The sequence below is a fragment of the Flavobacterium sp. genome (genome assembly GCF_043722275.1).
GTDB lineage: Bacteria > Bacteroidota > Bacteroidia > Flavobacteriales > Flavobacteriaceae > Flavobacterium.
Map to the genome: position 1 here is coordinate 1 of NZ_JAYSPC010000175.1, position 12,609 is coordinate 12,609.

Here is a 12,609-nt window from a genome sequence, read left to right on the forward strand (position 1 = left end):
TAGCTCCAAAAAAAATAATGAAAGCAAAAGCATTTGATACCGGATTATTCAAACGAATTTTAACTTATACTAAACCTTATAAATACCGCTATTATGGCGTTATCCTTTTTGCCGTTTCTCTTTCGATTTTTGCGGCATTGCGACCTTATTTATTAAAACAAACGGTCGACGGCTATATCAAGACGCATGACAAGGAAGGTTTGTTGATGTATATTGTTTTGATGGGCGTGGTACTTTTGTGTGAAGTTTTCTCTCAGTTTTATTTTGTGTATTGGGCAAACTGGCTGGGTCAGGATATTGTGAAGGATATCAGGACGAAGCTTTTCAAGCATATTTTGAGTTTTAGAATGAAGTATTTTGATTTGGTTCCTGTTGGGCAATTGGTTACCAGATCAGTATCTGACATTGAATCGATTGCGCGTATTTTTAGCCAAGGTTTGTTTATGATTATAAGCGACTTGATGAAAATGCTGGTGGTTTTGATTTTTATGTTTTACATGAACTGGAAATTAACGTGGATTGTGGTTGTTGCAATGCCAATTTTGGTTTTTATTACCAGAATTTTTCAGCGTAAAATGCAGGTTGCTTTTGAAGAAGTTCGTACGCAAATTGCAAATATGAACTCGTTTGTTCAGGAACGTGTTACCGGAATGAAGATTGTGCAGCTTTTTAATCGTGAGAAAATTGAAGCCGAAAATTTTAAGGAAATCAATGACAAACACAGAGTTGCGTGGATAAAAACAATTTTATATAACTCGATATTTTTTCCAATTGCTGATATTATTTCGTCGATTACTTTAGGATTGGTTGTGGTTTATGGCGGATTTAAAATTCTGAATGGCGATCATTTTACGACTTTTGGAGATTTGTTTTCGTATACAATGTTTATAGGAATGCTTTTTAATCCGTTACGTCAAATTGCGGATAAGTTCAACGAGATGCAGCTGGGAATGATTGCTGCCAATCGTGTTTTTGATATTATTGATACACAAGACCATATTCAGGATACGGGAACTCTTGAAGCGCCTATTTTTGACGGAAGTATTGAATTTAAGGACGTTCGTTTTAGTTATATTCCGGAAGAGGAAGTGATTAAAGGAATTGATTTATCTGTGGCTTCGGGGCAAACTATTGCAATTGTAGGTTCTACAGGCGCCGGAAAGTCGACTATTATTAATTTACTGAATCGTTTTTACGAGATCAATAGCGGAACTATTTTTATTGATGGTCAAAACATTGAGAATTATACTTTGGCATCTTTAAGGAAACAAATTGCCGTGGTTTTGCAGGATGTATTTTTATTTGCGGATACTATATATAACAATATCACTTTGCATAATCCTGAAATCACGCGCGAAAAAGTCCTTGATGCAGCAAAGAAAATTGGTGTTCACGATTTTATTATGAGTTTGCCGGATAATTATGATTTTGATGTAAAGGAACGTGGCGTAATGCTTTCGTCAGGGCAACGCCAGTTAATCGCTTTTTTACGATCATATGTGAGTAATCCAAGTATTTTGATTTTAGATGAAGCTACGTCGTCAATTGATACTTATTCTGAAGAATTGATTCAGCGTGCTACGGAAACAATTACTAAAGGAAGAACTTCGATTATTATTGCGCACAGATTAGCGACGATTGTCAACGCAGATAAAATTGTTGTGATGGATAAAGGTTTGATTGTGGAACAGGGAACGCATCAGGAATTACTGAATAAAGCCAATGGATACTACAAAAACCTCTACGACTCCCAGTTTTCGGTGGCTAACTAGATTTTAAATGCTAAAATATTTCTTAAAAAAGTTAAATTAGCGTTATAGGAATCATAAATGTAAGATCTGAGCGAAATTATGTAACATTTAAAGAATTTGATTTTTTTATATTTGAGAATATATAATCACAATGTAAAAGAATATGCCACAAAATAGATTCTATCCTAACGAACAATTTAAAGAAATAGAAATAAATGCATCACTGCAACTTAGATATGCAATTTCAAATAAAGGCCGATTAATTAGCTTTTCGGATGAAATTCAAAACGGTCGTATCCTGAAAGGCGGTTTGAGTGATGGTTATCCAACTTTTAGGTTTAAGGTAAAAGATGACGATAAAATTGTCAATAAATATCTTTTTTTATACAAATTAGTTGCCCAATATTTCATTCCTAAAACATCTGAAGAACAAACTTATGTACTTCATTTAGATTACAACCGAAGCAATGACGATGTGAATAATTTACGCTGGGCGACAAAGGCCGAAATGATGGCGCACAGTCGTAAAAGTCCCCGCGTGATTCAGGCGAAAAAGAATCTGATCGAACACAACTTAAAAGCCGACGGACGAAAATTAACAACCACAAAAGTAATGTTAATCAAAAAAATCCTCTCAAGACCGGAACAAAAAACGCGTCTAAAAATGATCGCAAAACAATTTGGCGTAAGCGAAATGCAAATCAGACGTATCGCCAGCGGTGAAAACTGGGGGCATGTTAAGGTTTAATTTTTTAATTGTAAATTATTAATTGTGAATTATTAATTATTAATTGTAAATTATTAATATCACTATATTGTCACTCTGAGCGGAGTCGAAGAGCTTTACAACTATAGGCTGCGATTTCGCTCAGCCTGACACCCATAAGATTTCACTATAAATAAGCGAAGTCGAAGAGCTTTCCAACACGAAAGGTCTTCGACTTCGCTTTGTTTATGAAAGTATTATTTTACAGATTTAGAGGAAAACATAATTTATAATTAATAATTTATAATTAACATTCCACATTTTACCTTTTTACTTTTTTACATCTTACTGTTTTTTAAAATAATTCCTTAAATTCGCAATCACAAATAACAAAAGAAAAAATCGGAAAATGAGTTTCGGAATTATAAACTTCATTTTCGGTATTTAATACTAAAAACCAAACAAATGAAATACGACGTTATTGTTTTAGGAAGTGGTCCCGGCGGATATGTAACAGCTATTAGAGCTTCACAATTAGGCTTTAAAGTAGCTATAGTTGAAAAAGAAAATTTAGGTGGTGTATGTTTAAACTGGGGATGTATCCCAACAAAAGCATTACTAAAATCTGCTCAGGTTTTTGATTACTTAAAGCACGCTTCTGACTACGGTTTGAAAGTTTCTGAATTTGATAAGGATTTCCCGGCTGTGGTTCAACGTAGCCGTAATGTTGCTGACGGAATGAGCAAAGGAGTTCAGTTCCTTATGAAAAAGAACAAAATTGACGTTATCGAAGGTTTTGGAAAACTTAAACCAGGTAAAAAACTTGACGTTACAGATAAAGATAATAAAGTAACTGAATATAGCGCTGACCATATTATTATTGCTACAGGAGCTCGCTCTCGTGAATTACCAAACTTGCCACAAGATGGTGTAAAAGTAATAGGTTACCGTCAGGCAATGACTTTACCAACTCAACCAAAATCTATGATTATTGTAGGTTCCGGAGCAATTGGGGTGGAGTTTGCACACTTTTACAACTCAATGGGAACTGATGTTACTATTGTAGAATTTATGCCAAACATTGTGCCTGTTGAAGACGAAGATATTTCGAAACAAATGGAGCGTTCAATGAAAAAAGCAGGTGTAAAAATCATGACTAATTCATCTGTAGAGAAAATTGATACTACAGGAATTGGTGTAAGAGCAACTGTAAAAACAGCAAAAGGAGAAGAAATCCTTGAAGCTGACATTGTACTTTCGGCAGTTGGAATCAAAACTAACATTGAAAATATTGGTTTAGAAGAAGTTGGAATTGCTGTTGACAGAGATAAAATCTTAGTAAACGCTTACAACCAAACTAATATTCCCGGATATTATGCAATTGGAGATGTTACTCCCGGACAAGCTTTGGCTCACGTAGCTTCGGCAGAAGGAATTAACTGTGTGGAGAAAATTGCAGGTTTACACGTAGACCCAATCGATTACGGAAACGTTCCGGGTTGTACTTATGCAACTCCAGAAATCGCTTCGGTAGGTTTAACAGAGAAACAAGCTAAAGAAAAAGGATACGAATTAAAAATTGGTAAATTCCCATTTTCGGCTTCAGGAAAAGCAAAAGCAGCTGGTGCATCTGACGGATTTGTAAAAGTAATCTTTGATGCTAAATACGGAGAATGGTTAGGATGCCACATGATTGGTGCTGGTGTTACAGATATGATTGCTGAAGCAGTTGTAGCGCGTAAACTAGAAACTACAGGTCATGAAATCCTAAAATCTATTCACCCTCACCCAACAATGAGCGAGGCAGTTATGGAAGCTGTAGCTGATGCTTACGGCGAAGTAATACACTTGTAAAACATATTTGTAAAAACGCAATTTTTGCATTTTACAGGTTATATATAATTTTCAATTTAAAAAATCCGATTTGTGAAAGCAAGTCGGATTTTTTTTGCACTCCTTTTAATGGGATTTAAATTTTTATGTTTAAATTAATTCTCCCCAATCCAAACAAAAACCTAATCAAAATGGATAATTTTTTTTAAAGTCAAAACTAATAGCGCCATTACAAGAAGCCCAATGCCTGACAACATAATTGTATTAATAGAAAAATTAGAAATAAAATACCCGCCTGTAAACACTCCAAAAGTTACTGCTGCATTACCGCAAGTTGTAAAAATACTATTAACAAATTCCTGCGATTCCGGAGCCGAAGAGGTAAGATTTACATTGCTTAATAAAAATCCGGCGGTATGCACAAAGCCCCATAACGCAATTAGAATTAACATTGGGATATAATAAGATCCCAGAAAATACAATAATATATGAACAACTATTAGCGATAAAATAAACACAAAAATAGTAGACAAAATACCTTTACTCAAAAGTTTTCCTGCCAGCCAATTACCTCCAATTCCGCTTAATCCAAAAATCAATAACATAAAACTAATCTCAGTGCCATTCATTTTAGTGATCTTTCCTAAAAAATCTGCCATATATCCATAAGTAGAATACATTGCGGCAATCATCAAAAACGATAAAATAAAACTAATCCATAATAAAGGCTTTTTAAGAATTTTAGTTTGTGAGCCTATTGTTTGTTTTTTAATTACAAGTATAACAGGCAAAAAAAGCAATATTCCAATAAAAGATATTATATTAATAACAGCACACAAAACAAATGATGATTGCCAATTGAATAATGTCGCCATTAATGTTGCCAGCGGAACTCCTAAAACACTAGCCATAGTAAATCCTGCAAAAACAATACTGACACCTTTTGAGGATTGATTGCCTGGCAGTTCATTTGCAGCAACCGAAAGGGCAATGGACCAAAATACCGGATGCAAAAATGCCGGCAATACCCGCGCAATTAACAAAACAGTAAAACTATTTGCAAATACAGAAATAATATTTGAAACAGCAAAAACAGCCAGCACAAAAAGCATTAATTTTTTTTTATCAAATGGTGATAATAAAAGCATTATAAAGGGACCAAATAAAGCAACAATTAGTGCAAACAGACTTAAAAGCCAACCCACTTTGTCGATAGTAATAGAAAAAGCAGAGGCTATTTGCGGTAAAATTCCAATAACTCCAAATTCAGTAGTGCCAATTCCAAATGTACCAAGAGCTAAAACATAAAGTGTTCGTTTCATAAATTTATTTTTTGCAAATTTGCAGCAGTAATAAATAAATTACCCATTACTTACATTTATGTAATACACTTACTTTTTTGAAAGTAAACTGATTTTTAAATACTTATAAAAATGCCTGATTTTTTTCACGACCGAAAGCTTTATTACACTCCAATAGAATTTGCGTTAGCACATATTGGAGGAACATGGAAAATGCCAATATTATGGCGATTGCAAAACAATATTTTGCGCTTTAGCGAATTAAAGAAAGACATTCCTCATATCACAGACAAAATGCTCACGAGTCAATTAAAAGAACTCGAAAGCAAAGGTTTAATCAACAGAACAGTATATCCTACAGTACCGCCTAAAGTAGAATACAATATTACGGCCAAAGGGAAAAAAGCGATTCCGGTGATAGAAGTAATAATGAAATATGGATATGAACTTATTAAAGAAGAAGGAATAGAATACCCGCCTATAAAGTAAGGTATGAAACCTTTATTTACAGATATAATTTAAAAAATCCGATTTGTGAAAGCAAGTCGGATTTTTTTTTGACCCGTTTTCTTCATAAAACATTCATAAATCAGTAAAAATTACTTTTCTGGTTGTAGTAAAAAAATTATATTTACTTATACGAAATAATTATTCTAAAATACAAGCAATGGAAAATACACCAATATTTTTTGCCGACGGAGAAAGTCCAAAAATGATTGACGCATTCAAAAAAGCACAACAAACTTTTAAATATTTCTGGAGAGAATTATCATGGGAATATCGCCGAATAGTTCCTGCACTTGATGTTGCGTGCGTAAAACTAGCATTTACTCAGGAAATAAATAATGATACCGTTGTAGAACATATGTGGATTAACGATATCAATTTTGATGGCGAAAAAATCAAAGGCATATTAGTAAACGATCCTAACGAATTGACCAATGTAGCTAATGGCGAATATGTTGAAATTCCGTCAAACCAAATAAGCGATTGGTTATTTGTAACGCAGGACAAAACTTATGGAGGTTTTACAATTCAGGCAATGCGATCAGAAATGAGCGAAACCGAAAGAGAAGAACACGATGCAGCGTGGGGATTAAATTTTGGCGATTACAATGATATTCTGGTTGCTTATGAGCAAAAAGAAAATCCCGAAAATTTAATCGAACACCCAATGAGCCGAAACATGCAGGAAAGTCTGGTTGAATTTGTAAAGTCAAACCCAAACGAACTTACAGCGCAAGATGAACTGGGATATACATTTTTACACCGCGAAGCAATTGCAGGAAACAGCACAATTGTAAAAGTATTATTAGAATCCGGCGCGGATAAAAATGCTAAAACCTACAACGCTAAAACGCCTTTGGATTTTGCCAAAGAACTAAAATGGGATCATTTAATTGAAGTACTTTAATTATAGTAAACTTTTTTTCTAACAAGAAACATAGATTTTGTATTCTCAAAAAGGCGTTTCACTTATTGAAACACACATACAATCTATGCGAAAGAAATATATTTCTTTATAACACACTTTTTTTCATCCAAGTAAAATCTATGTTTCTATGTGTTAAATAATTTGAATCCAATAAATCATCAACAATAAAAAAATCCGATTTGTGAGAACTAATCGGATTTTTTATTTTAAATAACTTTTAAACCATATAAAAACTTTGATTTTTAAATAGTTAAAAACATAACAATCCTTTAAAATGTTAAAAAATGGACTTGTCAACTTTAATGATGACAACATTCTTATTTAATTGTTTGACATTTGAATCATTGCGAAATAAGTTAAAAAAACTACAATGAAAAATTCAAGAAAACTAAAAATTCATACAAAATTCAAAGGGGAATATGGCAGTACAAAAATTCCGGTAATAAAATTAGAAGGTAAATGGCTTAAAAAATTTGGTTTTAACGAAGGGCAAATGATCAGCGTAAAACAACAGCAAAACAAGTTGACAATAACAATCGAAAAAGAATAGAAACGATATTTTCAACCAAAATTTTCGTAACTAATTTAACCTCAGCCTTCAACATATTCAGGAATACCATTAATTGATATAAAAAAGACTTCTTGTGGCACATTTAAGAGCAAAAGCAAAATAATTTTGCATAGTTCTAAAATCAAAACAGAACGTCAAATAAATACCAATTTAAACATTCCAAAAATGAAAACAAAAATCGCAATCCTAGTACTTATTACTTTTTCTATTATTAGTTGTAAAAAACATTACGAGAAAAAAATGATAGATTCAGAAATAAATAAAAATTCAAATCCAATAGAACAATTAAATTCTGGCAATCAACGATTTATATCCGAAAAATCAATTCATCCACACCAAACCAAAAAATCTGTTTTAGCAAATCAGGACTCACAAAATCCTTTTGCCGTGATCATAACATGTTCTGACAGCAGAGTTTCTCCCGAAATCGTTTTTGATCAGGGAATTGGCGATTTATTTGTCATTCGTAACGCCGGAAATTTAATTTCAGATATTGATATGGGAAGCATTGAATATGCCGTAGAACATCTCGACACAAAATTAGTCGTAGTTTTAGGCCATACAGAATGTGGCGCAATCAAAGCATATATCAACGATAAAGACGGCGCTTACAAAAAACATTTCAATCATATTGATAACATTGTAGAAACTATTTCGCAGGAAAAAGAAGAAATCGAAGCCGATAAAACAACTCCAAAAGCAACAAATTATTTAGGCGCCATCGATGCAAATATCAAACATTCATTAAAATTAATTCAGGACAATCCTATTATAAAAGAGCACAAAATAAAAGTCGTTCCCATGTTATACGATGTACATACAGGAAAAGTAATTAATTTATAAATATAAATTAGAATAAAATCTAAAATCAGAAATCCGATATATGAAAATGTATCGCATTTTTTTGTTTTGTCAATCCGCATTTGATTTATTTGACAATCTCAATATGGAAAACAATTACAATCAATATCAACAATTATATTTTGGGCGTATCCCTTCGGGTCGGGCTTTCGGCTATATCTTTTATTCCACAAAAGTTACATAAAAGGATACCGCCTCAATCCCTTACGCGAACTTTGGTTTTCATAATAATATCATTTTGTTATTTAAATATTCTCACAAAAAAAGATTATTTTAGCATAAGATTCAAAACCAAAACCCGCACATTCAATTAGTTACAAATAAAAAAATGTTATTATTATGAATGCAGAAATATCAGAATACAATAATTTGCAAACCTCCGCAGATAAAGAAATCTGCGATCAGCTGGCCACAATAATCAATAAAAATTTACCAAATGCCGAAAATAAAATCTGGCACGCACATCCGGTTTGGTTCCTGGACGGAAATCCAATTGTAGGTTACAGCAAATTAAAAAACAACGTTCGATTACTTTTCTGGAGCGGACAATCCTTTGACGAAGAAAACCTCATCGATGAAGGTTCCTTCAAAGCAGCCGAATTTCGCTATACTTCCCCCGCACAAATCAATAAAACCGACATAGAACGATGGCTCAAAAAAGCGCAGGAAATACAATGGGATTATAAAAACCTGATCAAACGAAAAGGAGTTTTAATAAAATTAAACCATTAATTATTTCCGTATTTAATTTCAATACTATTCTAAAATTATGAGTCGCCGACACCGAAAAACCAAAATACCGCCAACCACAAAAAAAGAAATTATTGTTTTTATTATCAAGGTGCTTTCAATCCCACTTTCCTTACTTTCATTTATTTACTTAACGAGACAATACAACAATTTCATAATTATAAAATTTGAATTTGTACTTTATATCTACATCATTTCCGGTCTTACTTTTGGCTTTTTATTTTATAATTATGAGAAAAAACAAGAAGGAAAAAACTTTAAAATACTCGAACACTTTTTATTAATTCTTTTAATCTACGGTTCAATTTCGTCCACCGTTTTTTTGATTGCAAACGAATATTTATCGACAAATAAAGAATATAAAATACTCTCGCCTATTATTGCAAAACACGAAAGTTTTAAAAGATCTCCCAATAGTATCACCGTAAACATTGAAGGAACCGAAAGAGAAATCAATATTCACAACTGCGATTTCAAGAAAATTAGTACTTATAATTTTGCCGAAATAAAAATAAAAAAAGGATATTGGAATTTTCCCATTATAATGGAAACTACATTAAAACTTGATAAATAAATAAGTTACTTTTAACCCTAAATACAAATAGTAATCTTGTTTACCTCAATCAATAAAATGGAAATTGCACCAATAAAAAATACCGATTACGACGCTTTAAGAAACCTATTTTTAAACGAAAGAAAATCAACATTTTCGTGGCTTGATACATCAAATTATCAATTAAAAGATTTTGATAAGGAAATTCATGGCGAAGAAGTTTTGGTCGCCAGTATTGATAATGTTGTTATTGGCTTTATTTCAATTTGGATGCCTAACAATTTTATTCATCATTTATATGTTGATGAAAAATATCATGACAAAGGCATTGGAACTCAATTATTAAAAGCCGCAATTGAAAAAACCAAATTCCCAATTACTTTAAAATGTTTAGAGGATAATATAAAAGCCGTTGCCTTTTACAGACAAAAAGGATTTATAGAAAAAGAGAGAGGACCATCTACAAACGGAGATTATATATTATTTAAGTTATCAGAAAACATAAAGTAAAATCTATAAATCTTCCCAATTAATTATACAATATCAAAATTAAGAATACTTAAGATCAATTCAATAATGGCAAATACTTATTACTCATATTTAGCATTTATAGCACCAACTTCTGACGCTAATCTCATTGCTTTAAAAAATAATTTAGAATCTTTTTATCAATCCGTAACCGAAAACAAACCTGAAATTGTACTCGAAAACAATCAAATCAACCTTGTCTTCGAAGACAATTATCGTTTATATATTGCATTTTCAGAAGAAGCTTATGTCAACGAAGAAGCTCTTGAAATTGCCGCAGAATCAAAACTTGATTGGAATGAAACCGCATTTGATAAAGCAAAATTAGAAACGTGCAACAAACGATTTGAAGTTTGGGGCGATGATGATTTTGATATGGAATATTTCAACGACAGTTTATATATCATTGAAGAAATAGAAAGATTCAATGATGTCGTTATTTTTAATATGCAATAATAAAAATAATCTTAAATACAAAAATGATAGAAGAATTTATAACCTACAAAAAATTCAATAATAAAAATTCAGCCGAAAAATTTGGGCAATTGTTGGAAAAGGAGAAGATAGAATATATATTAGAAAATAATTCTTTAAGTTTAGATGCGTCATTAACGGGAAACAATTTTGGATCTGAATTTTGTGTAAAAATCAATAAAAGTGATTTTAAAATAATAGACGAAATTCTGGAGAAAAACGCAGAAGAAGACATTAATGAAATTTCTAGTGATTATTATTTACTCACATTTTCTGATGAGGAATTAATTGATATTATAACTAAAAGTGATGAATGGAGTACGTTTGACGTTTCGCTTGCTAAAAAAATGCTGAAAGAAAAAGGCAAAGAAGTTACTAAGGAAGAAATCGAAAACATTCAAAATAAAAGATTATTAGAATTATCAAAACCTGAAAAAAGTCAAAACGGATATATAATTGCAGGTTATATTTTTGCAATTCTGGGCGGTTGGCTATCGATTTTTATTGGTTGGCATTTATTGACTTACAAAAAAACATTGCCAAACGGAACTCAGGTTTATGCTTATTCTGAAAATGATCGAAAACAAGGAAATAGAATTTTTATTATTGGCATAACATTTTTAGTGCTTTGGTCATTATACTTTCTTTTTAAATAATTTTTTATTTTTCTTTAAACTCATTTCAGCAACCCTTTAAATTGATATATAAAACAAATTTTTAAACATTAAACAATTACAACGCAACCATTTAGCAAAATTGACATCTTTTAGATAAACCAATCAAAAAGTTTAAACCATGAAAAAAATGTTTTTGTTAATCGCCGTTGTCTTATTTGTTTCTTGTAATAACGATGATAAGAATTCCTCTAATAACCAGTTAAAAGGAAGTTGGAAACTTGTTAATACTTCTGGAGGTATTGATGGTACAACATCTCCAAAACCGGTAGATCAGCAAATAATTTTAGAATTTTCTAAGACTACTTTGAAAACTTATATCAATGCAAATTTAACGAACACTCAAAACTATTCTTTTCAAACGAAAAAATCAATTTTTGGCGGTATTAAAAAAATGATTGTGCTTCAAACCAATTCGTTAGCAAATGATATTGCCAGAATACAATCTATTGAAATTACTGGCGATAAATTATATTTACGAGATGAATGTTTTGATTGCTTTACAATGGAATATGTCAAGATAAATCCTGCTGCGTTCTAAAATCTTCTAAATAATAAATGTGTAGAATAGCCCCGATGGAAACGGCATCCTTTTTCTTGCTTCTTTAGCAAGGGAAAGATATAGTGTACAGCGGGACAAAAGGTCTTGAAAAACCTGATTTGTTATGCTCCAAAAAATAAAAATCCGCTTTTCAAAATCATTTGAAAAAGGAACTTTTTTTGACAACGCAGTTACTAAATATATTTACCTGGAAAAAATCGATAACAACTATGAAATATCTATTTCATGCAATGAATCTATTAAAACCGATTTAAGTTCGTCCCAATATTTTATCGCCTTAAGAAATGATATGCAAAAGGATTTTCCTAAAAATAAACTGATCTTTAAATTAGTTGTGGAAGATCTCGATAATGTAGTAAAACGAATTGAGTAATTTAAAACACAACGTTTACGCTCAACAAACCCGACAGGTTTTAAAAACCTGTCGGGTTTAACAACGCAAAGTCAGAATCACCTTTTGTATTAAATAGCGATTATTGTAGTAATAATTATAACACAACGTTTCCACCCACAAACCCGACAGGTTTTAAAAACATAAGTGTTCGGAAGATATTTTAAGTTGTATTAAATAGTGGTGATTTACTGGGATCTCCATCGCAGATTACCACTA

At 31.8% G+C, this 12,609-nt stretch carries 15 protein-coding genes; 14 read left to right on the plus strand and 1 reads right to left on the minus strand.

Annotated elements, in window-relative coordinates; all coding sequences use genetic code 11:
- The first annotated feature begins 17 nt into the window (after nt 1-17).
- From ACHZDT_RS20815 to lpdA, 3 genes are all read left to right on the plus strand, one after another.
- Nucleotides 18-1,772 (plus strand): ABC transporter ATP-binding protein, encoded by a 1,755-nt coding sequence (locus tag ACHZDT_RS20815; RefSeq protein WP_394776635.1) that lies wholly within the window; start codon nt 18-20, stop codon nt 1,770-1,772.
- 142 nt (nt 1,773-1,914) lie between these two features.
- Nucleotides 1,915-2,499: an NUMOD4 domain-containing protein gene (locus ACHZDT_RS20820; RefSeq protein WP_394776621.1), complete on the plus strand. Its 585-nt coding sequence runs from the start codon at nt 1,915-1,917 to the stop codon at nt 2,497-2,499.
- Nucleotides 2,500-2,922: 423 nt separating this feature from the next.
- On the plus strand, nt 2,923-4,311 hold the full coding sequence (gene lpdA, locus ACHZDT_RS20825) for a dihydrolipoyl dehydrogenase (RefSeq protein ID WP_394776622.1): 1,389 nt from the start codon (nt 2,923-2,925) through the stop codon (nt 4,309-4,311).
- 161 nt (nt 4,312-4,472) lie between these two features.
- On the opposite strand, the gene ACHZDT_RS20830 is transcribed toward lpdA, so the two are convergent.
- Nucleotides 4,473-5,612 carry an MFS transporter gene (locus ACHZDT_RS20830; protein WP_394776623.1) on the minus strand — a complete coding sequence of 380 codons (1,140 nt, stop codon included), beginning with the start codon at nt 5,610-5,612 and terminating at the stop codon, nt 4,473-4,475.
- 111 nt (nt 5,613-5,723) lie between these two features.
- Here ACHZDT_RS20830 and ACHZDT_RS20835 point away from each other — a divergent pair, with 111 nt between their 5' ends.
- The 11 genes from ACHZDT_RS20835 (at nt 5,724) to ACHZDT_RS20885 (ending at nt 12,372) form a co-directional block, all read left to right on the plus strand.
- Nucleotides 5,724-6,080, plus strand: a complete 357-nt coding sequence (locus tag ACHZDT_RS20835; RefSeq protein ID WP_394776624.1) for a winged helix-turn-helix transcriptional regulator — start codon at nt 5,724-5,726, stop codon at nt 6,078-6,080.
- 178 nt (nt 6,081-6,258) lie between these two features.
- Nucleotides 6,259-7,005, plus strand: coding sequence for a DUF2314 domain-containing protein (locus ACHZDT_RS20840; protein ID WP_394776625.1), 747 nt, complete (start codon nt 6,259-6,261; stop codon nt 7,003-7,005).
- Nucleotides 7,006-7,396: 391 nt separating this feature from the next.
- Nucleotides 7,397-7,576 carry a SymE family type I addiction module toxin gene (locus tag ACHZDT_RS20845; RefSeq protein ID WP_394776626.1) on the plus strand — a complete coding sequence of 60 codons (180 nt, stop codon included), beginning with the start codon at nt 7,397-7,399 and terminating at the stop codon, nt 7,574-7,576.
- Nucleotides 7,577-7,762: 186 nt separating this feature from the next.
- Entirely contained in the window at nt 7,763-8,440 is a 678-nt protein-coding gene (locus ACHZDT_RS20850; protein WP_394776627.1) for a carbonic anhydrase, read from the plus strand.
- Between the two features lie 357 nt (nt 8,441-8,797).
- Nucleotides 8,798-9,190 (plus strand): DUF1801 domain-containing protein, encoded by a 393-nt coding sequence (locus tag ACHZDT_RS20855; protein ID WP_394776628.1) that lies wholly within the window; start codon nt 8,798-8,800, stop codon nt 9,188-9,190.
- 37 nt (nt 9,191-9,227) lie between these two features.
- Nucleotides 9,228-9,782 carry a hypothetical protein gene (locus ACHZDT_RS20860; RefSeq protein ID WP_394776629.1) on the plus strand — a complete coding sequence of 185 codons (555 nt, stop codon included), beginning with the start codon at nt 9,228-9,230 and terminating at the stop codon, nt 9,780-9,782.
- Between the two features lie 36 nt (nt 9,783-9,818).
- Entirely contained in the window at nt 9,819-10,271 is a 453-nt protein-coding gene (locus ACHZDT_RS20865) for a GNAT family N-acetyltransferase (protein WP_394776630.1), read from the plus strand.
- A 66-nt stretch (nt 10,272-10,337) separates the two neighbouring features.
- Nucleotides 10,338-10,745: a hypothetical protein gene (locus tag ACHZDT_RS20870; protein ID WP_394776631.1), complete on the plus strand. Its 408-nt coding sequence runs from the start codon at nt 10,338-10,340 to the stop codon at nt 10,743-10,745.
- 23 nt (nt 10,746-10,768) lie between these two features.
- On the plus strand, nt 10,769-11,419 hold the full coding sequence (locus ACHZDT_RS20875) for a hypothetical protein (protein ID WP_394776632.1): 651 nt from the start codon (nt 10,769-10,771) through the stop codon (nt 11,417-11,419).
- Nucleotides 11,420-11,558: 139 nt separating this feature from the next.
- A complete protein-coding gene (locus ACHZDT_RS20880) occupies nt 11,559-11,978 on the plus strand; it encodes a hypothetical protein (RefSeq protein ID WP_394776633.1) in 420 nt (139 codons plus the stop codon).
- A gap of 124 nt (nt 11,979-12,102) precedes the next feature.
- Nucleotides 12,103-12,372 (plus strand): hypothetical protein, encoded by a 270-nt coding sequence (locus tag ACHZDT_RS20885; protein WP_394776634.1) that lies wholly within the window; start codon nt 12,103-12,105, stop codon nt 12,370-12,372.
- Nucleotides 12,373-12,609 lie beyond the last annotated feature (237 nt).